At 58.3% G+C, this 19,926-nt stretch carries 19 protein-coding genes; 5 read left to right on the forward strand and 14 right to left on the reverse strand.

Features of this window, described 5'->3' with window-relative positions; all coding sequences use genetic code 11:
• A partial coding sequence (locus tag ACI5FR_RS21545) for a hypothetical protein (RefSeq protein WP_405458138.1) occupies positions 1–258 on the reverse strand: 258 nt, incomplete at its 3' end.
• A gap of 200 nt (positions 259–458) precedes the next feature.
• On the opposite strand from ACI5FR_RS21545, the gene ACI5FR_RS21550 reads away from it, so the two are divergent.
• Positions 459–1,385 (forward strand): DUF1385 domain-containing protein, encoded by a 927-nt coding sequence (locus ACI5FR_RS21550; RefSeq protein WP_405458374.1) that lies wholly within the window; start codon positions 459–461, stop codon positions 1,383–1,385.
• Between the two features lie 37 nt (positions 1,386–1,422).
• Positions 1,423–1,728 carry a hypothetical protein gene (locus ACI5FR_RS21555; RefSeq protein ID WP_405458140.1) on the forward strand — a complete coding sequence of 102 codons (306 nt, stop codon included), beginning with the start codon at positions 1,423–1,425 and terminating at the stop codon, positions 1,726–1,728.
• 63 nt (positions 1,729–1,791) lie between these two features.
• Here the strand turns inward: ACI5FR_RS21555 and ACI5FR_RS21560 are convergent, their stop codons facing one another.
• The 10 genes from ACI5FR_RS21560 to ACI5FR_RS21605 form a co-directional block, all read right to left on the reverse strand.
• Entirely contained in the window at positions 1,792–2,766 is a 975-nt protein-coding gene (locus ACI5FR_RS21560; protein ID WP_405458143.1) for a patatin-like phospholipase family protein, read from the reverse strand.
• Positions 2,767–2,893: 127 nt separating this feature from the next.
• A complete protein-coding gene (gene mntR, locus ACI5FR_RS21565) occupies positions 2,894–3,319 on the reverse strand; it encodes a transcriptional regulator MntR (RefSeq protein WP_405458144.1) in 426 nt (141 codons plus the stop codon).
• A gap of 166 nt (positions 3,320–3,485) precedes the next feature.
• Positions 3,486–4,199 carry a cytochrome c biogenesis CcdA family protein gene (locus tag ACI5FR_RS21570; RefSeq protein WP_405458146.1) on the reverse strand — a complete coding sequence of 238 codons (714 nt, stop codon included), beginning with the start codon at positions 4,197–4,199 and terminating at the stop codon, positions 3,486–3,488.
• A gap of 16 nt (positions 4,200–4,215) precedes the next feature.
• Positions 4,216–5,019 (reverse strand): metal ABC transporter permease, encoded by an 804-nt coding sequence (locus ACI5FR_RS21575; RefSeq protein WP_405458148.1) that lies wholly within the window; start codon positions 5,017–5,019, stop codon positions 4,216–4,218.
• Between the two features lie 33 nt (positions 5,020–5,052).
• A complete protein-coding gene (locus ACI5FR_RS21580; protein ID WP_405458150.1) occupies positions 5,053–5,883 on the reverse strand; it encodes a metal ABC transporter ATP-binding protein in 831 nt (276 codons plus the stop codon).
• A 33-nt stretch (positions 5,884–5,916) separates the two neighbouring features.
• Positions 5,917–6,879, reverse strand: a complete 963-nt coding sequence (locus ACI5FR_RS21585; protein ID WP_405458151.1) for a metal ABC transporter substrate-binding protein — start codon at positions 6,877–6,879, stop codon at positions 5,917–5,919.
• 223 nt (positions 6,880–7,102) lie between these two features.
• A complete protein-coding gene (metG, locus tag ACI5FR_RS21590; protein WP_405458153.1) occupies positions 7,103–9,118 on the reverse strand; it encodes a methionine--tRNA ligase in 2,016 nt (671 codons plus the stop codon).
• A 437-nt stretch (positions 9,119–9,555) separates the two neighbouring features.
• Positions 9,556–9,804, reverse strand: coding sequence for a membrane protein insertion efficiency factor YidD (yidD, locus tag ACI5FR_RS21595; RefSeq protein WP_405458156.1), 249 nt, complete (start codon positions 9,802–9,804; stop codon positions 9,556–9,558).
• On the reverse strand, positions 9,794–10,219 hold the full coding sequence (locus tag ACI5FR_RS21600) for a Fur family transcriptional regulator (RefSeq protein WP_405458375.1): 426 nt from the start codon (positions 10,217–10,219) through the stop codon (positions 9,794–9,796). The genes yidD and ACI5FR_RS21600 overlap by 11 nt, the downstream gene beginning before the upstream one ends.
• A gap of 119 nt (positions 10,220–10,338) precedes the next feature.
• On the reverse strand, positions 10,339–11,325 hold the full coding sequence (locus tag ACI5FR_RS21605; RefSeq protein WP_405458158.1) for an ABC transporter substrate-binding protein: 987 nt from the start codon (positions 11,323–11,325) through the stop codon (positions 10,339–10,341).
• Positions 11,326–11,598: 273 nt separating this feature from the next.
• On the opposite strand from ACI5FR_RS21605, the gene ACI5FR_RS21610 reads away from it, so the two are divergent.
• The 3 genes from ACI5FR_RS21610 to ACI5FR_RS21620 are packed head-to-tail and all read left to right on the forward strand — an operon-like array spanning position 11,599 to position 14,515.
• Positions 11,599–12,603, forward strand: coding sequence for a FecCD family ABC transporter permease (locus tag ACI5FR_RS21610; protein WP_405458159.1), 1,005 nt, complete (start codon positions 11,599–11,601; stop codon positions 12,601–12,603).
• A 2-nt stretch (positions 12,604–12,605) separates the two neighbouring features.
• Positions 12,606–13,643 (forward strand): FecCD family ABC transporter permease, encoded by a 1,038-nt coding sequence (locus tag ACI5FR_RS21615; RefSeq protein ID WP_405458161.1) that lies wholly within the window; start codon positions 12,606–12,608, stop codon positions 13,641–13,643.
• A 41-nt stretch (positions 13,644–13,684) separates the two neighbouring features.
• A complete protein-coding gene (locus ACI5FR_RS21620; protein ID WP_405458162.1) occupies positions 13,685–14,515 on the forward strand; it encodes an ABC transporter ATP-binding protein in 831 nt (276 codons plus the stop codon).
• 57 nt (positions 14,516–14,572) lie between these two features.
• Here ACI5FR_RS21620 and ACI5FR_RS21625 read toward each other — a convergent pair whose 3' ends face one another.
• The 3 genes from ACI5FR_RS21625 to ppdK all read right to left on the reverse strand — a co-directional run bounded on the left by ACI5FR_RS21625 (position 14,573) and on the right by ppdK (position 18,929).
• Positions 14,573–15,379 carry a pyruvate, water dikinase regulatory protein gene (locus ACI5FR_RS21625; RefSeq protein WP_405458163.1) on the reverse strand — a complete coding sequence of 269 codons (807 nt, stop codon included), beginning with the start codon at positions 15,377–15,379 and terminating at the stop codon, positions 14,573–14,575.
• A gap of 76 nt (positions 15,380–15,455) precedes the next feature.
• Positions 15,456–16,136: a helix-turn-helix transcriptional regulator gene (locus ACI5FR_RS21630; protein WP_405458165.1), complete on the reverse strand. Its 681-nt coding sequence runs from the start codon at positions 16,134–16,136 to the stop codon at positions 15,456–15,458.
• Positions 16,137–16,235: 99 nt separating this feature from the next.
• Positions 16,236–18,929, reverse strand: a complete 2,694-nt coding sequence (ppdK, locus tag ACI5FR_RS21635) for a pyruvate, phosphate dikinase (protein WP_405458166.1) — start codon at positions 18,927–18,929, stop codon at positions 16,236–16,238.
• Positions 18,930–19,926: the final 997 nt, after the last annotated feature.

Here is a 19,926-nt window from a genome sequence, read left to right on the forward strand (position 1 = left end):
CTTGCCTTCCTTGCCTTCCTTGCCTTCCTTGCCTTCCTTGCCTTCCTTGCCTTCCTTGCCTTCCTTGCCTTCCTTGCCTTCCTTGCATTCCTTGCCTTCCTTGCCTTCCTTACCTTTCTGCCCTTCTTTGCTTTCCTTTTTTTCCGTGCTTTCCTTGCCTTCCTTGCCTTCCTGCCCATCCGAGCGCCGTTTCGCGTAACGCGCCTTCAGAGGCCGGTTCCAGTGCTCGAGCCTCTGCCCGTCTTCCTCCGCGTCCATCGCAAGCTCCCTCCTCTGGTCTTCTTCCTCATTTCCCCTTATTATGCGCGACGAGCCGCCAATGTAATCCAAGTAGCAATTCGCCTCGGAATTCGATAGAATAGAAGAAACAATTCCACTTACCAGATGGGGTGACCTCGTTGTCGCAAACGAATTCGCAAGCACAGAGCCGGCCGGCGATCTACGGCGGACAGGCGGTTATGGAAGGCGTCATGTTCGCGGGCCGTACCGTCCACGTCACTGCCGTCCGTAGAAAAAATGAACAGATCGAATTTTTCGAAGTCCCCAAAAAAGAAATCGCTTGGGTGCAAACGCTGAAAAAAATCCCGCTGCTTCGAGGATTGGTCGCGATTATCGAATCGAGCGCCAAGGGAGCCCAGCACTTGAACTTCTCGGCCGAGGTTTATGCCGATGAACAGTTGGACGCAGGCGAAGCGAAGGAAGCAAAGAAAGGCGGCTTCGGCAATTTGTCGCTCATCCTGGGAGTAGCCGTAGTCGGGGTGCTCTCGTTCATTTTCGGCAAGTTCGTGTTCACGCTCGTTCCGGCCGCTCTGGAACAATTGATATTCGGATCGTTATTTGAGAATCAGATTGGGCATAATCTAGTCGAAGGCGCCATCAAGATCGTCTTGTTGATCGGCTACATTTATTTCATCTCCTTCACGCCCGTCATCCGTCGCCTGTTCCAGTACCATGGAGCCGAGCACAAGGTGATCAGCGCGTATGAAGCGGGCAAGGAACTGACCGTCGAGAATGTCCAGAAGTTCAACACGCTGCACTACCGTTGCGGAAGCAGCTTTATCGTATTCACGGTGCTAGTCGGAGTAATAGTGTATTCCTTCCTCCAATACGATAATATATGGGAACGCCTGCTTCAGCGTATCCTCCTGCTCCCGCTCGTCATAGGCCTCTCCTATGAGGTGCTGCGGTTCACGAATTCACTGCGCGAAGTGCCGGTCCTGAGGTTCTTGGGCTATCCCGGCTTGTGGCTCCAAAAGCTGACGACGAAGGAACCGGACGACTCGCAGGTAGAAGTGTCGATCGCCTCCTTCGAGCGGATGCTCGAGATCGACCGCGGCCAGCAGGCAAGATCAGACTACGAGATCCCGAGCGTGCAGCACGCGTAAATCGGACTACGATTCATAATAGTAGGGGGAACCAACTATGAGACGGCGAATGCACTGGTCGACTATACTCATTGCCGCTTTGTTCATCATCGGCATCACCGCCAGTTTGGTAAGCAGACCGACTCAGCTCATCATTCCGCTCGTCATCTTCGGCGGCGTGTTCCTGCTCTGGAAATACCCACCGGCCCGCTGGCGCGTGCAGCGCAAGCCGACCCGCTCGAGTCCCCCCGCCGGCAGCCGGGGCAAGTCGGCCCGCGACAAGCGCAAGCAGGTGCCGTTCAAAGTCATCCAGGGCAACAAGAAGGACGAGAAAGACCCCGACCCGCCGTATCCCTACCATTAAAGCAAGTAAGCCGCAGAATCGGATCGCTCCGACTGCGGCTTTGTTATGGTTTAGGGCGAATGCTCATACCAGGGTGCGGCTGATATACTGTTTGAACTGGGCCATGTAAGCCGTGTGCGACCAGCGGTCGAAGTAATGCAGCCCGGCCCTGTACCCGGATTCGTACAGCTGCAGGCTCTTTTCCTTGGAAATATCAAAATCCGTCACCCTGACGCCCAGCGTAGGAATCTTAATCGTCCGGAACAAGTTTTTCTCTTCGATATACCGCTCATCATGGGCTTCGAGCATCGTTTCGAACAAAGCCTGAAACATCGAGATCGGGCCGATGATTTTGTGAGGGGCGTTCTTGCGCTTGTCGACCAAGTGAAACCCGAGTGTGGGCAGCAAGTCGTTCTCCTTGACGAAGGCGCTCTGGTTGTCGAAGATCCACAGCGGGAAGTTGCTGAGTACCCCTCCGTCGACGACATAGATGAACTGCTCGGCGAACGATTCCCCCTTCTTCCTTAGCCTGGCGGCTTTGCGGATCACGACGGGATCGAAAAAGTAAGGGATGCTGGTGCTCATGCGGATGGCGCGGGAGATCAGCAGCCGGCTGGGATCGATCCCGTAGGAAGCAATGTCGTCCGGCAGGACGAGCAGTCGTCCCATCGTAATATCCGAAGCAACGATGCGCAGCTTGTTGCGCGGCAAGTCGGAGAATGTGCGAATCCCTTTGAGGGCCAGCTTGTCGTAGATCCATTTCTCCAGCTCGTTGCCGGAGTAAAGCCCTTTTTTGATAAACAGCCGAAGCCCGGGACCGATAATCTTGATATCCATGAGCCAGGACTTCTTCAGGAAGGTGGAGAACGGCGTCTCGAGGATAAGGTCCCGCATTTCGTCCGCGTCGTAGCCCGCCGCCAGCAACGAAGCGACCAGGGCTCCCGAGGAAGTGCCGGCCACCTGATGGAACCGGACCCCCTTCTCCTCCGCCGCTTTGATCGCGCCTACTAAAGCGATCGCCTTCACACCGCCTCCTTCAAACACCCCGTTCATCTGCATGCGTTTCACCCTTTCCCACAAAGCCGCTTACTTGTATGTATGCGGGGGAATGGGCTGCGTATGATAAATCGGATGAGGACAGGAGTTTCCTCAGCACAAAAAAACATCCATCCAAAGGGTGAATGCTTTATTCCGACTCCAGTTCGCTGCGAATTCTCGACAGCTCCTGAATACGGTCCGGTTCGCGATTGAAATATTCGACCAGCCCTTCGAGGCATGTAATCGAATCCCAGCTCAGATGATGCTCGATGCCTTCGACATCCTTATAGATGTTGTCTTCCTGCACGCCGATAATCTTAAGGAAAGATTCCAGCAAATGATGCCGTTCCACAAGCCGCTTGCCCATCTTCTTGCCCTTGGATGTCAGCACGAGCCCGCGATATCGTTCGTAGATCAAGTAATGGTCTTTGTCCAGCTTCTGGATCATTTTCGTCACGGAGGACGGGTGCACTTCCAAGCCTTCGGCGATATCCGATACACGAGCGTATCCTTTCTCGTCAATCAGCTTGTAGATCTTCTCCAGATAGTCCTCCATGCTAGGTGTAGCTGCCATAACGTACCTCCATTTGCCACTACTGTGTCCGCACACGATCGTCTAATGTATGATACACTGTTTGCCTGGCTAAAGCAAGTGCTCCTGCCCTAGCTGCGAACGGCTTCAAAAACGGAAGCAAGCCGTTCCCGAGGAAACGGCTCACCGCATCTTTTTCACGTTAGCGTTAGAACTTGAGCCACTCGGGGGTGCGCTCTTGCAGCCAGATCGTGATCAGAATCATTTTGTCAAAATAGAGCAGGACAGCAATCACAATCATCAGGGCGCCCCCGATTTTCATGATCAAGGAGGAATAGCGCTGAATCCACTTGGTCGACCCGATAAAAAAGGCCAAAATGAAAAAAGGAATCGCGAATCCGAGCGTGTAGGCGGTAATCATCGAAAACCACGCGCCGGGCTCGGTGGTAGAAAGCATCAGAATCGCCGATAGGATAGGCCCGATGCAAGGCGACCAGCCGGCCGCAAAGCCCATGCCGATCAAGATCGAGCCGACATAGCCGGCCGGGCGGTACTTGAACTGCAGCTTCCGCTCGCTCATCAGCCATTGCGGCTGGAAGATGCCGATCAGGAACAAGCCCATCACCAGGATGAAGATTGCGGCGATTTGACGGAGCAGGTCGCGATACGAATCGAACCAGTCCGACAGCAGGCCGGCTCCGAACCCTAGGGTGTAGAAGATGATCGAGAACCCGAGGATAAAAAAGAGCGTATGCGTCAAAGTCGATTTGCGCACTTCTCGGGCGGTTCGCTCTTCACGCAACCTTTGAACGGAAATGCCGGTAATATAAGATAAGTACGACGGGTAAAGCGGCAGGCAGCAAGGCGAGATGAACGAAGCGAACCCTGCCCAGAAAGCGATCCAAACGTTTACGTTCTCCATGTCTTCTCCTCCTGTGCTAAAAACGGAAGGTCCGCTTGGCTATAAGCGATAGAATGAGCAGCGCAATCAGAGTGAGCACGACGGTCGCACCCGGAGCCCAGCTCCAAATTCCCGCCGCGACCAAGCCGCCCACGACCGCAATCTCCGAATAGATCACCGCGGTCCAGACGGAATGCCGGAAGCTTCGAGCCACGACGAGACTGCAGGCGACCGGAACGGTCAGCAGCGCCGATACGAGGAGCGCTCCTACGATCTTGATCGCGACGCCGATCACCAGGGCGGTCAGCATCGTGGTCAACAGATTGAGCGTGCGCACCGGCAAGCCGCTCACGCTGGCCGCCTCCTCGTCGAACACGAGCAGGAACATCTCCTTGAACGTCAGGAGCAGCACCGTCGTCACGACGACCGTCACCCCCGCCACGAGCCACAAGTCGGTCCAGTTAAGCGTATAAATGCTGCCGAACAAATAGCTGGTCACGTCCATATTGAACCCTTGACCTAACGTGAACAAAAACGTCGCCAGGGCAACGCCCCCCGACATGATGATGGCGATCGACAGCTCGGCATACGTCTTGTACGCTTTGCGCAGCCATTCGATCGCGAACGAAGCGAGGACGGAGAACAACAGCCCGACCCCGAGCGGGTATATGCCCATCAGGAAGCCTAGCGCCACTCCCGCAATCGAGACGTGCGCCAGCGTGTCCCCGATCATCGACAGCCGCCTGAGGACGAGGAAGACGCCCATCAAGGGCGCCATGAATCCGATCAGTACGCCCCCAAGCAGCGCCCTCTGAAAGAAATATTCCTGAAAAATGTCCAAGCCGGTTGCTCCTCCGCATGTATTTCTCTACTTCTATTGCCAAACGGGAGCCGGCTCCGTCCGCGCGCGCAGGTCGCGTAGCGAATGGGCCAGGTTCGTCTCCTTGCAGTTCTCCAGCTCGTGGGTGTGCTTGACATAAAACTTCAGCTTCCCGCTCGTCATCGCCGGCTCTTGGCCGAGATAGGCATACATCATTTCCATGTCGTGCGAGACCATCAGGAAAGTAATATTATGGTGCTGATGCATATGGCGAATCATATGGAAGAAGCCGGCCTGCGTCTCCGAATCGATCCCGACGGTCGGCTCATCGAGGATGAGCAGGTCGGGGTTGTTGATCAGCGCGCGTGCAAGGAACACCCTCTGCTGCTGTCCGCCGGACAACTGACCGATCCGACGGTCGGCGATGTCCTCGATACGCATGGCGTGCATCGCATCCTCGCACTTCTGCATGTCCTGCTTCGTCGTCCGGCGGAACAGCTTCTTCTTGCCATAGACGCCGGACAGCACCACTTCCCGCACGGTAGCCGGGAACAACGGATTGAAGGCGTTCTTCTGCGGGACGTAGCCGATGCGCTCCCAGTCCTTGAACTGTGCGATCGGCTGGCCGAACAGCTGGATCGAGCCGTGATCCGGCTGGAGCTGGGAGACGATCATACGGAGCAGCGTCGTCTTCCCCGCTCCGTTCGAACCGATCAGCCCCACGAAATCACGCTGGTATACGTTGAAGGTCAGATGCTCGATTACATTCCGGTTGTTATAGCGGAACGAGACGTCTTCTATAGAGATGATGCTGTCATGACAATGCGGTCCCGTGAACGGGGGAATCGCATGCAGACCAGTCGGATTGGACGTATTGGCGTTCATCGGAATCAGGCTCCCACTTTAGCTTTCTTAGGCTTATTGTAATGCTTTCAGCAATTTTTGCAAATTGCTCTCCATCACTGTCACATAATTGTCGCCGGCCTTGATCTGCGCATCGGTCAAGCCCTCGAGCGGATTCAGCACTTCGGTCTCGATCTTGGCGTCCTCGGCGAGCGTCTTCGCCAGCTTGTCGGAGACCAGCTCCTCGAAGAAGATGACTTTCACCTGGTGCTCCCGGATAAATTGGTTGATCTCCTTCATTGCCTTGGCCGTCGGCTCCGCATCGGGCGACAAGCCCATAATCGGCATTTGCGTCAGCCCATAATCGCGGGCCAAATAACCGAACGCCTGGTGGGACACGATGATTTCCTTCTTCGACACCTTGGACAGCTTCTCCTTGAACTGGGCGTCCAGCGCGGACAGCTGCTGTGCGAGCTTGCCGTAGTTCGCCTCGTAGTCGGTTTTGTGCGCGGCATCCGCTTGGATCAGCCCGTTCTTGATCGACTCGGCCATATGCAGCGCGGACTTCGGGCTGACCCATACGTGAGGGTCTACGCCGGACTCTTGCTCGTGGCCGTGATCGTCCTTGTTATCGGCAGCCCCTTCTTCGCCCGCATGGATAAGCGGGATGCCGGCGCTCGCTTCGATGACGACCTGCTTCGAGCCGCTCTTCTTGCTGGCCAGGAAATCGTCTACCCAGCCTTCGAAGCCGGCCCCGTTGTACACGAACAGCTCCGCCTTGGTCATCGCGACGAGGTCGCGGCTCTTGGGCGACCACTCGTGCGGCTCTACGCCGGCCGGGACGAGATTGATCACGTGCGCATGATCGCCCCCGATCGCACCGGCAAAGTAATAGAGCGGGTAAAAAGTAGTCACGATGTTGATCTTGCCCTCCTCCAGCTGGACGCCGGACGTTTTACCGCAGCCGGAGAGGATGAGGACTGTGGAGAGCGCTAAGGTTAATAAGATGTATGAGAGCTTATTAGTTCTCGGATGCATGGTATTAGGGTCCCCTTTCAGATGCTGCCGGCGGATCGCGGATCTGATTTCGTGGATCATGGATCTTGGATCGCCTGGCGATATGTAAATCGTAAGTATTTCTATTTACACTTCGGATTATACGTGCCCGCCCAATCGCTTGTCAACGATTAGTTTCGTGAACGGCAAAGAAGCCCCGTCGGCCGTACTAGCGGCCCACGGGGCGATTCTTGGATCTTGCGGGTTATTTCACGCGAGCGCCGACCGGGATGTCCTCCGCTACGGTTGCCAGCGTCAGCCGGTCGCCCTCGGAAGCGGCGAGGATCATGCCTTGCGACAACTCGCCGCGCAACTTGACCGGCTTCAGGTTCACGACGCAGATTACTTTGCGTCCGACGAGGTCTTCCGGCTTGTAGAACTTGGCGATGCCCGAGACGACCTGCCGCTGCTCGCTGCCCAGGTCCAGCTGGAGCTTGAGCAGCTTGTCGGCGTTCGGAATCGCGTCCGCGGCGAGCACTTGCGCGACGCGCAGCTCGACCTTGAGGAAATCGTCGATGGCGATTTCCTCCAAGCGGTCGGCGCCGCTCGCCGCCGGCGCCTTAGGTGCGGCGGCGGGGGCACCTGCCTCTGCCGCAGGCGCTGCCGGCGGCTCGGCCGGGGCCGCGCCGCCGCCCATGGACTCGGCGATGAACGCCGTCTCGACGGGTACGTCGAGCCGCGGGAACATCGCCTCGCCCTTCACGACCTTCGTGCCCGCCGGGAGCTGGCCGAAGGTCGTGACGCTGTCCCAGCCGCTCAAGCGGCTGTCCGCGGGGTCGAGCCCCAGCTGGGCGAAGATGTTGCCCGGCGTCCGCGTCAGGAACGGCTGCAGCAGCACGGCCGAGATGCGGAGCGACTCGGCCAAGTGGTACAGCACCGAGCCGAGCGCCGGGCGCGTCGCCTCGTCCTTGACGAGCGACCACGGCTGCGTCTCGTCGATGTACTTGTTCGTGCGGCCGATCAGCGTCCACACGGCGGCAAGCGCGAGCGAGAATTCCATCCGCTCCATCGCCTCTTCATACTTCGCCAGCGTACTCCGGTACGTCTCCAGCAGGCCGGCATCATGCAAGGTGACGTTCGCGATATAAGGCTGGATCTCGCCGCCGAAATATTTGTCGATCATGACGATCGTCCGGTTAAGCAAATTGCCCAAGTCGTTCGCCAAGTCATAATTCAGCCGCTCGACGAAGCCTTCCGGCGTGAACGTCCCGTCGGCTCCGAACGGCACTTCCCGCAGCAAATAATAGCGGAGCGCGTCCAGCCCGTACCGGTCGATTAGCGTCACCGGGTCGACGACGTTGCCTTTGGACTTCGACATCTTGCCGTCCTTCATGAGCAGCCAGCCATGGGCGAACACTTGCTTCGGCAGCGGCAGGTCCAGCGCCATGAGCATGATCGGCCAGTAGATCGTATGGAACCGCACGATTTCCTTGCCTACCAGATGCACGTCAGCCGGCCAGTACCGCTCGAACTTCTCCGGATGGTCGGTTCCGTAGCCGAGCGCGGTAATGTAGTTGGACAGCGCGTCGATCCAGACGTAGACGACATGCTTCGGATTGTTCGGCACCTTGATGCCCCAGTCGAACGACATCCGCGAGACCGCCAAGTCCTCCAGGCCGGGCTTGATGAAGTTGTTGACCATCTCATTTTTGCGGGATTCCGGTTGAATGAACGAAGGATTCTCCTCATAGTAAGCGAGCAGCCGGTCGGCGTACTTGCTCATCTTGAAAAAATAGCTCTCCTCGCGCACCTTTTCCACCGGGCGTCCGCAGTCGGGACAGTTGCCGTCCACGAGCTGCCGCTCCAGGAAGAACGATTCGCATGGCGTACAGTACCAGCCTTCATACGTATCCAGATAAATGTCGCCCTGCTGCACAAGCTTGTCGAAGATGCGCTGCACTACCACCTTGTGGCGCTCCTCCGTCGTGCGGATGAAGTCGTCGTAGGAAATGTCCAGCTTCGCCCACAGCGCCTTGATCCCCTCGACGATGTCGTCGACGAATTGCTGAGGCGTCACCCCGCGCTCCACCGCCTTGCGCTCGATCTTCTGGCCGTGCTCATCCGTCCCGGTCAAGTACATGACGTCGAACCCGCGCAGCCGCTTGTAGCGCGCCATGGCATCCCCCGCTACGGTCGTGTAAGCGTGGCCGATGTGCAGCTTGTCGCTCGGGTAGTAAATCGGCGTCGTAATGTAATACGTTGGTCGTTTGGTCTCTGACATGTCGGTCAGCCTCCTATAGTGTTTCCCGTCGCAGGCGACGGTTCTGATTCCCCGAATTCGTCTGATTCCTCATTTTCCCCGAAAAAACAAAAAAACCCTCTCCCCTATGGGACGAGAGTTCGGACTCACGCGGTACCACCCAACTTCCTCCGGCCTTTGCAGGCGCGAAGCTCATCAGTCTGCTGGAGACTGCGCCGATATCGCGGCGTAGCGTCGATCCTTAACGCAGCTGCATGCAGCGGGCGCTCGGGACCGATTCCTCCTGGACCATGTTCCAAAGGGCGGCCTATACCGGGTTTCAGCGGGTTCCGGCTCTCTGTAATAGGGGCGTCTCTGTACTCTTCCATTCATTGGAGTCGAGTTATAACCATTCATTTAGTGAAATGATACCGAAAAGGGGCGCCGCCTGTCAAGCAGCCCCCAAAGTGATCGTATTGTCAAGGTTTCCGGCCATCCGGTTCGCTCCCCGCCTTCGGCGGGACCGGGTCCAACCCGCCCGGGTGGAACGGATGGCACTTGCATATGCGCCGTACCGCCAAGTACGAGCCTTTCAGCGGACCGTGCACCTCCAACGCTTCGAGCGCATAGGCCGAGCATGTCGGATAGAATCGGCACGTCGGCGGCTTCAGCGGCGAAATCCAGCGGCGATACACGCGGACGGGAAGCTGAAGCGCCTTAGTGAGCATGGGGGGCGGCCGCCTCCTCCTTACCCTCCGCCTTGCACGAAGAGCAATAGCCGTAGATCTCGAATTTGTGGCGCACGACTTGGAAGTCTTCCGGAACCCCCTCGATCCGGGTCATCGGACAATAAACGATCGGTACCGTCTTCTCACAGTTTAGGCAGAACAAGTGGTGGTGATGATGGTGCTCGTCGCAATGCGCGCGAAACTTCACGCCGTCCTCGAACACGAACTGCTCCACGATGCCCATGTCGTGCATCACCCGCAGGTTGCGGTACACCGTATCGAAGCTAAGGCCCGAATACCGCTTGCCCATATAGTCATAGACGTCTTTGGCCGTCAAATAGCCATCCGTATCGGCGAACAGCCCGGCTAACGTCCTCCGTTGGTCGGTAATGCGCAGCCCGCGGCTGGACATCATTTGAACGATCTGCTCCGCATTCACAACAAAACGTCCCTCCAATCATCTCCTGTCCCCCTATCATGCACGAAAAGGAGAACAACGTCAATGAAAGAGGGACTTTGACCCCATAACCAAGCTTACTTGCTGACCCCGTAGAACGTGTACAGATCATCCAAGAGCAGGTTGGCCGCTTTCACGCCGCCTGCCGTATTCCAGATCGCGTCGTCCACTTTCTTGACCTTGCCGGCCTTGACGACGTTCAAGTTTTTCCACAGCGAATCGTTCGTCCATTCCTGCTCGGCCTTGCTGGCCTTGCCATCCCCGGTCTCATACGTGAAGTAGAACATGTAATCGCCGTCCATCTCCGGGATCCGCTCCTTGGTCACGTCGGCCGAGAACTCCTGCTTGTTCTGGCTGTCCGGTCGGGCGATGCCGAGTTGGCTGAAAATAATGCCGGTAAACGTCTCTTTGTAGTAGATGCGCACGCGGTCCGGCATAAACCGCACGATGGAGATCTTTTGCTTCAGCTTGTCGCCGGCCTTCGCCTTCAAATCTTCGACCCGCTTGTCGAAGTCCGCAATCACCTTCTCGCCCTCGGCCTTCTTATTCAACGCTTGGGCATACAGAGCAAAGTTGTTTTTCCACTCGCCCCGCAGCGTTTCGGACTCGATGGTAGGCGCAATCGCTTTGAGCTGCTCGTAGATTTTCTCGTGACGCAGCTTGTTGCCGATAATCAGGTCCGGCTTGAGAGCGGCGATCTCTTCGAGGTTCGGCTGGCTTTCCTCGCCGACGACTTTGACGCCTTCCATGTCGGCTTTAATATGATTGTACCAAGGGTTACCCGTCCATGATTTCACCGCGCCTACCGGCTTCACGCCTAACGCGAGCAGCGCCTCCGTACCTTCGTTTGTCAAAATGACGACTTTCTTCGGCGTTGCCGGAATCGTCGTTTCCCCCATGGCATGTTTGATCGTATAAGCCGTAGAGGCGCTTGGAGACGGAGTGCCGCCTGCAGCGTTAGTCCCGCCGTTGTCTTCGGATTTGCTGCCGCAGCCGGCTAACGCAACCGAGGCGGCGAGGGCCGTAATCGCTAATGTAATCACTTTCTTTTTGACGAGCAACATGCTTGAATCTCTCCCCTGTCCTGCAAATATGTTTGATAATGATTATCAATGTCAGAACAAATCATACACAGGGACTGAAGCGTTGTCAAGCCTTTTTGCTCCTCTTTCAAATGATTCCCACTCGGTTTTCATTGAGAATGAATATCAAATTCATTGACAAAAGACGCTTCGATCGCCTAAACTTGTTCTTGTTCCTACTTACTTTCCTTACTTATTTTCCTTTACTTAATATTCCTTTACTTATCTCTCATGTTGATTAAGGATGAATGCATAATGACCGGCTTGCTTCGGACCACCGCAACCAGAATAACTGGCGTTATCGTCGCCATCGCGCTTGTGCTGCTAGCGCTCTATGCCAGCGTCGTTTTCGGTGTAATCAACACCGGGTGGAGAACCGCCGTCGATGCGTTCATGCACTTCAACGGGTCCAATGAACATATAGTAATTAAGGATGTCCGCATTCCTCGAGCCTTCATCGCCGCCGCCGTCGGAGCGAGTCTCGGCATCGCGGGAGCGCTGCTGCAAGCACTAACCCGGAATCCGCTGGCCGATACCGGCCTGATGGGCTTGAACGCGGGAGCCGGTCTCGCGATCGTCGTTGCGGTCACGTTCATGTCTGTAGGCAGTCTCAGCCAATTCGCTTGGGTCGCGTTCATCGGCGCCGCCTTCAGCGGGGCGATCGTCTTCGCGCTCGGCTCCGCCGGCCGGGAAGGGTTGTCACCGATGCGGGTCACCCTGGCGGGTGCCGCCGTCACAGCGCTTGCCTCTTCCATGACCCACGCCTTTCTCGTCATTAATCAGAAGACGATGGATGAAGTGCTGTTCTGGCTCGCCGGTTCGGTTGCCGGCCGCAAGCTGTCCATCCTGACCGATCTGCTTCCTTATATGGTCGTAGCCTGGATCGCCGCCTTCGTCCTCGCCGGTCCGATCAATACGCTGCTGCTCGGGGAGGATGTGGCGAAAGGTCTCGGCCAGCGGACCGTGCTCGTCAAGGCGATGACCGGTCTCGTCATCGTCCTGCTCGCCGGCGCTTCGGTGGCCGTGGCCGGTCCGATCGGCTTCGTCGGCCTCGTCGTGCCGCATCTGGCTCGTTCGTTGATCGGCCAGGACGTACGCTGGGTCGTCTTGTACAGCGGCCTGCTCGGGGCGATCCTGCTCCTGGCGGCGGATATCGGGGCGCGTTACGTCGCGATGCCGAAGGAAATTCCTATCGGCGTCATGACGGCGATCATCGGCACTCCCTTCTTCGTGTACGTGGCCCGGAAGGGGGGCAAGTAATCATGAACCGATGGATCCACATACGATTCGGTCGATTAGGCGCTTCGTTCCTCACCGAACGAAGAACGATTGGGACGATCGGCGCGTTGCTCATTCTGAGCGTGATCCTGCTGATCGCCAGTACGGCGCTCGGCTCGACGCGCATTCATCCATGGTCGGTCGTGCAGGCTGTATTCGGCTACGGGGACAGCGGAGCCGGCTTGATCGTGCGGCAGCTGCGTCTGCCGCGTGTCGTGATCGGCTTCCTCGTCGGGATCGCGCTCGCCGCATCCGGAGCGATTCTGCAGGGCATCATTCGCAATCCGCTCGCCTCGCCCGACATCATGGGTGTCACTGGCGGCTCTTCCGCCGCCGCTGTGCTGCTCCTCCTGGTGTTCCCGAAGGTGAGCATCCAGTGGCTGCCGGTTGCGGCCTTGCTCGGCGCCGCGCTCATTACGTTCCTGATCTACGCGCTGGCCTGGAAGCGGGGCGTCACTCCAATGCGGCTCGTCCTCGTCGGGGTCGGCATCGGCGCCGCGATGGCGGCGATTACGACGATGCTGATCGTCACGAGTCCGATCTACTTGACCGCCAGGTCGCTCATCTGGATGACCGGCACCGTTTACGGATCGAACTGGAAAAATGTACTCACCTTGCTGCCTTGGGTATTGGTGTTCCTCCCGCTCGCCTGGGCGCTGGGACGCTCGGTGAATGCGCTCCAGCTCGGCGACGAGACCGCGACCGGAGTCGGCAACCGCGTCCAGCGCAGCCGGTTCCTGCTGCTCGTCATCTGCGTGGCGCTGGCCGGCGCGGGCGTCGCGGTCGGAGGCGCCATCGGGTTCGTCGGCCTGATCGCCCCCCACATCGCGCGGCGGCTCGTCGGCCCGGCGTTCGGCGGCAATCTGATCGTCTCGTCGCTTGTAGGCGGCATTATGGTCGCGGCAGCCGATCTCGTCGCCCGCACCGCATTCCCGCCGCTTGATCTGCCCGTCGGGATCTTCACTTCGCTGATCGGCGCACCGTTCTTTATCTATTTACTATATAAGCATCGCAACGCTTAACTATCAAACGGCCAAAACTTTTAAAAAAAGGAGTGCTTCCGGTGACCGCCATTGAAACGAAACAGCTCACCTTGTCCTATGGGGACACCTGCATTATAGAAAACCTGGATTTGTGCGTTCCAAAAGGGAAAATCTCGGTGTTCATCGGAAGCAACGGCTCCGGTAAGTCGACGCTGCTGCGTTCGATGGCCCGGCTCCTCAAGCCTCGCGGCGGCCAGCTTCTGCTGGACGGACGGGCGATCGCGGAGCAATCGACGAAGGAAGTGGCGCGCCAGCTGGCGATTTTGCCGCAAGGGCCGATCGCGCCGGAAGGGCTCACCGTGCTGCAGCTCGTGAAGCAGGGCCGGTACCCGTACCAGAACTGGCTGAAGCAGTGGTCGGACGAAGACGAACGGGCGGTGAGGCAAGCTCTTCATGCGACTGGCATCGAGGATCTCGCCGACCGTACGGTTGATTCGCTGTCGGGCGGCCAGCGCCAGCGCGCCTGGATCGCAATGACGCTGGCACAGGGCACCTCCACGATCCTGCTCGACGAGCCTACGACATATCTCGATCTGACCCATCAGATCGAAGTGCTGGACCTGCTGTTCGAGCTGAATGAACGGGAGAATCGGACGATCGTCATGGTGCTGCACGATATTAACCTGGCGTGCCGGTACGCGCATCATATCGTCGCCGTCAAGGACAAGACGGTCTATGCCGCCGGACAACCGGAGGAAATCGTGACCGAGCGGCTCATCGGTGATGTGTTCGAGATGCCATGTCAGATTACGCGCGATCCGGTGTACGGCACGCCTATGGTCATCCCGCTTGGGAAAGGGCGCACCGTAGGACGGCCTGAGCCCCGGAGTGTAGGTGTAGGTACGGCATAGAAGCCGGCAACAGCATCAAGAAGACCCAGCTCCAAGTCATGGAGGCTGGGTCTTTTTTCAAGCCATGAATCCCATAATGATGCCGGCCGTCTCCTCGATCGCCTTGTCGGTGACATTGATGATCGGGCAATTCAGCTGCTTCATCAATCCGTTCGCGTATTCCAGCTCCTCCATGATGCGCTGGAGCGTCGCGTACTTGGCGCCGTATGGCAGTCCGACGGCCTTCAGCCGTTCTGTCCGAATCTTGAGCAGCTGCTCGGCGTCCATCGTCAAGCCGATGATGCGGCGCTCCGGCAGCATGAACAGCTCCTTCGGCACCTTCACCTCCGGGACGAGCGGGAAGTTGCCTACCTTGATTCCTTTATGAGCGAGGAAGATGCTGAGCGGGGTTTTGGACGTGCGGGATACGCCCAGCAGCACGAGCTGCGCTTGCAGGAGCGCGTTCGTGTCGCGGCCGTCGTCGCACTTGACCGCGAATTCGATCGCCTCCACCCGGCGGAAGTAGTCGTCGTCCATCTCGTGCAAGAGGCCGGGCTTCCGCTTCGGCGAGTCGTTGAACGTGTCGATGAACGCCTGCATAACCGGCCCCATGATATCGACCGCCCGCACTCCGAGCCGGATCGATTCCTCCCGGATCATCTCTCTCAGCTCCGGCTGCACGAGCGTGTAGGCGACGAAGCCTCCGTGGAGGGCCGCTTCCTCCATCATCGACTTGATCTCGTCCTCATGGCGAACTTGCGCGAACCGCTTAATTCTCACCTGATGCGCGTCGAACTGACGCATAGTGGCCCGAACGACGGCATCGGCGGTTTCCCCGACCGCGTCCGAGCAAATGTAAATGATATGCTGCGCTTCTTGCGTCACGTGTTCCTCCTCCAGCCCGGTTTGCTGCCGCGAAGCATTGCCGGCTTGTTGCTCCCATTCTGTCTTCTGTCTGTTCCTAGAACGATCCCGGATCCGACGCCAGCTCGACGAGCAGCCGGGTCATCGTCGTCTTCGTAATGCGGCCTACGACCTCGAGCCGTACCGGTCCGCCCGGCGTGTCCTGCTGTTTCGCCACCACCGGCAGACTGTCCACCTGATGATGGATCATTTTGCGGCCGGCCTCCACGACCGGATCTTCCGGCGACACGGTAATAATGTTCGGCTGACGGGACATGACGAGACTAACCGGCATTCCGGCAGCTCCGGCATTGCCGAGCGTCACCTTAAGCAAGTCCTTCCGGGATACCATCCCGACGAGCTCCCCCTCGGCGTTCGTCACCATCAGGCTCCCGACATTCTCCATGAAGAGCGCTACGACCGCATCGTGAACAGTGGCCGTCTCCAGGATGTTGACCGGCACCGACTGAACGTCCTTTACCTTCAAGCCCTGCAGTTTCCGGGCCCCATGATGGTCTGATACGGCGGCGTCGCCGAGGAAGTATCCGACCTTCGGCTTCGCGTCCAGATAGCCCAGCATGACGAGCAGCGCCAGGTCCGATCGAATCGTCGGCCGGCTCAGGTTCAGCTGTTCGGCGAGCTGGTCCCCCGTGATCGGGGCGTGCTGTTTCACTAGCCGGATGATCTCCAGCTGACGAGCGGATAATTCGATGGCGGTTCCCCTCCTTGGTCCAAGCATTCCAACCCATAATTTACGTTTCTTCTATGTTAGCCTGAAACGAGAAGAAAAGCCAGACGAACGTACGAAGCCGACGTCCCTCTGGCTCTGATCCGCTCCCTAGTGTCCCACCGCCGGCCGCAGCGCCTCGGCTGCACTCGACACGGCATTGGCATCCGCCTCCAGCTTCGCCTGAGCGGCGGCCAGCCGGGCGAGCGGAATCCGGTACGGGGAGCAGCTGACATAGTCGAGCCCCGCTTCATGACAGAAGCCGATCGACTGCGGGTCGCCGCCGTGCTCGCCGCACACGCCCGTCTTGAGCGCCGGTTGGCTCTTGAGCCCATGCTCCACTGCCCATTCGATCAATTGTCCGACGCCTTCGCGATCGAGCACCTGGAACGGATTGTGCGCCAGTACTTCCCGGTCCACATAAGCGGTCAGGAATTTCCCCTCGGCGTCGTCCCGGCTATAGCCGTACGTCATCTGTGTGAGGTCGTTCGTCCCGAAGGAGAAGAAGTCGGCGTACGGGGCGATCTGAGCCGCAGTGAGCGCCGCCCGCGGCACCTCGATCATCGTGCCGACCTTGTAGCCGCATGTCAAGGCATCGCCATGCAGGACCCGCACTGCCGTACGGTCCACCATCTCTCGCAGCAGCTTGAGCTCGTTCACATGCCCGACGAGCGGGATCATAATCTCCGGCAGCACCTTCACGCCCTCGGCTAGGCACGTTTGGACCGCGAGGAAGATCGCCTCTACTTGCATTTCATAGATTTCCGGGTACAGGATCCCCAGTCGGCACCCGCGCTGACCGAGCATCGGATTCACTTCGTGCAACGCCTTCACTTTGCGGATGAGCCGCTCCAGCTCCTGCCTCTCCACTAGGCTGCCTACCCCTGCGGGTGAATGCTCGAGCCGCGCCTTCAGCTCCTCCAGATTCGGCAGAAACTCATGCAGAGGCGGGTCCAAGAGACGGATCGACACCGGCAACCCGTCCATGGCGCGGAACAGCCCTTCGAAATCGTCCCGCTGCATCGGCAGCAGCCGTCCCAGTGCCTCGAGCCGCCCTTCCCGCGTCTCGGCCAAAATCATCGCCTGCACGATCGGCAGCCGATCCGGCGTCAAGAACATATGCTCCGTCCGGCACAGCCCGATGCCTTCCGCACCGAACTCGCGGGCCTTCCGCGCGTCCTCCGGGTTATCGGCGTTCGCGACTACCCGGAGTGTGCGGATGTCGTCCGCCCACGCGAGCAGCTGCCTCAGCTCAGCGGTCATCTCCGCCTCCTGCAGCGGCACCTCGCCGCGGATGACGCGCCCGCTCGCGCCGTCGATCGTGACGCAGTCGCCCTCGCGCACAACCGCGCCTGCTACGGCGAACGTGCCGTCCTCCGCATCGATGGCCAGCGCCTCGCAGCCGCAGACGCACGGCTTGCCCATGCCGCGCGCCACGACCGCCGCGTGGCTCGTCATGCCGCCGCGGCTCGTCAGCACGCCCTCTGCGGCGAGCACGCCGTGGATGTCCTCGGGCGTCGTCTCGGCTCGCACGAGGATGACGCGCTTGCCGGCGGCGGCCCACCGCTCGGCGGTGTCGGCGTCGAAGACGACTTGCCCGGTGGCCGCGCCAGGCGACGCCGGCAGCCCTACGGCCAGCACGTCCAGCTCGGCATCCGACCGAATCGTCGGATGGAGCAGCTGGTCCAGATGGCCGGCTTCCACGCGGCGCACCGCCTCGGCGGGCGTCAGGACGCCCTCGGCGACGAGATCGACGCCGATCTTGAGCGTCGCCTGCGCCGAGCGCTTGCCGGTGCGCGTCTGCAGGATGTACAACCGGCCGCTCTCGACGGTGAATTCGATGTCCTGCATGTCGCGGTAATGGGCCTCGAGCTTGCGTGCGGTTGCGGCTAGCTGGGCGTACACGTCCGGCATGACGGTCTCGAGCTCGGCGATCGCCCGGGGGGTACGGGAGCCGGCCACGACGTCCTCGCCTTGGGCGTTCGTCAGAAACTCCCCATACAGTACATTGCGCCCCGTAGACGGGTCCCGCGTGAAGACAACCCCCGTGCCGCAATCTTCGCCCCGATTGCCGAACACCATCGCCTGTACGTTCACCGCCGTACCTTGCGAGTCGGGAATGCGATGCACCTTCCGGTATACTTTCGCCCGGGCGTTATCCCACGAGCGGAACACGGCATCGACCGCCAGTGTCAGCTGATCTCGAGCCGCCTGCGGGAAGTCCTGACCGGTCTGACGGCGGATCAGCGCCTGGAACTGCCTGACCAGCGTCTTCCAGCCGTCCGCGTCCACATCGCGATCCTGCTCCAGGCCGCGGGCCGTCTTGAGCTCATGCAGCAGCCTCTCGAACAGGATCCCCTCAATACCGAACACAACGTTGCCGAACATTTGCACGAGGCGTCGGTAGCAGTCGTAGGCGAAGCGCGGATTGCCGGTTGCGCGGACCAGCCCTTCTACCGTATCGTCGTTCAAGCCGACGTTCAGAATCGTATCCATCATCCCCGGCATCGAATGGACGGACCCGGAGCGGACGGACACGAGGAGCGGGCGGTTCGCATCGCCGAAACCCTTCTCGAGCTGCCGCTCCAGCTCGGCTAGCGCCCGGTACGCCTGTTCCATCAGCCCTTCGGGAAGTGTAGAGCCGTGCCGGTAATATTCTCGGCATGCTTCGGTCGTAATCGTGAACCCGGGCGGCACCGGCAGTCCGGCTCTCGTCATCTCCGCCAAATTCGCGCCTTTCCCCCCCAGTATCGAATTCATCCCCGCGTGACCTTCCTCGAATCGCATAACCCAGTTTCCAATCATCCGTCTCATCCTCCCGGTGCGGCATCATTATTGGCTGCATTGTTTACTTTTTTCAATATATAATACATATCATATAACGATTTAGTGTGCAATATTTTATTTATTGTGTGTACTAAATAAAAGTAGTATGAATTGTAAAAGCCCTAGAAGACTCGTGACGATCTGCCGTAAGAGGAGCTGAGCCCAGTTATCCAATTCTTTTGTAAAGCTAAATTTACAAATTGTAACGCTAACTAAACTATATACGCGCGACACTACCTGCAAATGGTCAATTAGTAAGGCAAACTTCGGTTAATTGTAAACTCGGGTTTATTGTTAACGGAAGTTAGGTTTACAATCTCGCCGGGAAGCACGATTTTAAGCTTGTTTTGTTAGGCTCGGTTTACTCTTTGTAAGTTTAGTTTCACTACTTCAGCTCAAGACATAAGACAAGGCGAGTTTAAGCCGAATAAGCGGTTTGGTCGATAAAGGGGACGATCGGCAGGAATAAGCCGAAAAAATCGGGTTACGGGTCGATAAGCGGGGCGTTCGGCTGGAATAAGCCGTAAAAATCGAGTTACGGGTGGATAAACGAGGCGATAGGCAGGATTAAGCCGAAAAAATCGGGTTACGGGTCGATAAACGAGGCGATAGGCAGGATTAAGCCGAAAAAATCGGGTTACCGGTCGGTATGGTTGCGGTTGGCCGGGATAATCCGAAAATCGGGTTACTTGTCGGTCAGTGAGGCGATAGGCAGAATTAAGCCTAAAGTCAGGTTACTGGTCGTTTAGCGAGGCGATTGGCGGGGATAATCCGAAAGTTGGGTTACTGGCCGGTCAGCGAGGCGATAAGGCAGGAGTAGGCCAAAAATGAGGTTACTGGTCGTTTAGACGGGGATAATCCCAAAATCGGGTACGGGTCGGTCCGCGAGGCGATAGGCGGGATAAAGCCAATAAACGGGTTACTGGTCGTTAAGCGAGGCACTTGGGGAAAATAATCCGAATAAATCATGGTACTT

This window comes from Paenibacillus sp. HJGM_3 (genome assembly GCF_045062745.1).
Taxonomy (GTDB): Bacteria; Bacillota; Bacilli; order Paenibacillales; family NBRC-103111; genus Paenibacillus_AA.

What these genes read in the sequence shown, in the direction of transcription:
- ACI5FR_RS21550 (WP_405458374.1), top strand. Translation starts at nt 459, where the DNA reads ATGGAAGGCGTCATGTTCGCGGGCCGTACCGTCCACGTCACTGCCGTC.
- ACI5FR_RS21555 (WP_405458140.1), top strand. Translation starts at nt 1,423, where the DNA reads ATGAGACGGCGAATGCACTGGTCGACTATACTCATTGCCGCTTTGTTC.
- ACI5FR_RS21560 (WP_405458143.1), bottom strand. Translation starts at nt 2,766, where the DNA reads ATGCAGATGAACGGGGTGTTTGAAGGAGGCGGTGTGAAGGCGATCGCT.
- mntR (WP_405458144.1), bottom strand. Translation starts at nt 3,319, where the DNA reads ATGGCAGCTACACCTAGCATGGAGGACTATCTGGAGAAGATCTACAAG.
- ACI5FR_RS21570 (WP_405458146.1), bottom strand. Translation starts at nt 4,199, where the DNA reads ATGGAGAACGTAAACGTTTGGATCGCTTTCTGGGCAGGGTTCGCTTCG.
- ACI5FR_RS21580 (WP_405458150.1), bottom strand. Translation starts at nt 5,883, where the DNA reads ATGAACGCCAATACGTCCAATCCGACTGGTCTGCATGCGATTCCCCCG.
- ACI5FR_RS21585 (WP_405458151.1), bottom strand. Translation starts at nt 6,879, where the DNA reads ATGCATCCGAGAACTAATAAGCTCTCATACATCTTATTAACCTTAGCG.
- metG (WP_405458153.1), bottom strand. Translation starts at nt 9,118, where the DNA reads ATGTCAGAGACCAAACGACCAACGTATTACATTACGACGCCGATTTAC.
- yidD (WP_405458156.1), bottom strand. Translation starts at nt 9,804, where the DNA reads ATGCTCACTAAGGCGCTTCAGCTTCCCGTCCGCGTGTATCGCCGCTGG.
- ACI5FR_RS21600 (WP_405458375.1), bottom strand. Translation starts at nt 10,219, where the DNA reads ATGATGTCCAGCCGCGGGCTGCGCATTACCGACCAACGGAGGACGTTA.
- ACI5FR_RS21605 (WP_405458158.1), bottom strand. Translation starts at nt 11,325, where the DNA reads ATGTTGCTCGTCAAAAAGAAAGTGATTACATTAGCGATTACGGCCCTC.
- ACI5FR_RS21610 (WP_405458159.1), top strand. Translation starts at nt 11,599, where the DNA reads ATGACCGGCTTGCTTCGGACCACCGCAACCAGAATAACTGGCGTTATC.
- ACI5FR_RS21615 (WP_405458161.1), top strand. Translation starts at nt 12,606, where the DNA reads ATGAACCGATGGATCCACATACGATTCGGTCGATTAGGCGCTTCGTTC.
- ACI5FR_RS21630 (WP_405458165.1), bottom strand. Translation starts at nt 16,136, where the DNA reads ATGCTTGGACCAAGGAGGGGAACCGCCATCGAATTATCCGCTCGTCAG.
- ppdK (WP_405458166.1), bottom strand. Translation starts at nt 18,929, where the DNA reads ATGATTGGAAACTGGGTTATGCGATTCGAGGAAGGTCACGCGGGGATG.